Raw genomic sequence first — 271 nt, 5'->3', positions numbered from 1 at the left:
ACTCACAACAAGCAGGTATGATAGCCAGCCATTGCACAGGCACTCACAGGAGACAAGGTATGCTGATCGTATTGGCGCTGCTGGCCGGATTTATCATTGGCGGCGGAGGAGTAGGTTTTTGGCTCAGTCGTCGCTGGCAGCAACAGGTAAAAGACGCTGAAACCAGTCTGACGGAACTGCTCAGTCAGCATCAGCAAGAACAGGAAGCAGCCAAGACATTACGGCAACAGGCGGCAGATCTCAGCTATCAGCTCAACGAAGCCAACAAAAC

At 52.4% G+C, this 271-nt stretch carries 1 protein-coding gene; it reads left to right on the top strand.

All coding sequences use genetic code 11. The features are described from left to right. Nucleotides 1–59 precede the first annotated feature (59 nt). Nucleotides 60–271: hypothetical protein (locus Q4563_RS19970; protein WP_303605757.1), on the top strand; the 212-nt coding region annotated here is incomplete at its 3' end.

Source organism: Gilvimarinus sp. 1_MG-2023, from assembly GCF_030548285.1.
This window is presented reverse-complemented; position numbering and strand designations above follow the sequence as displayed.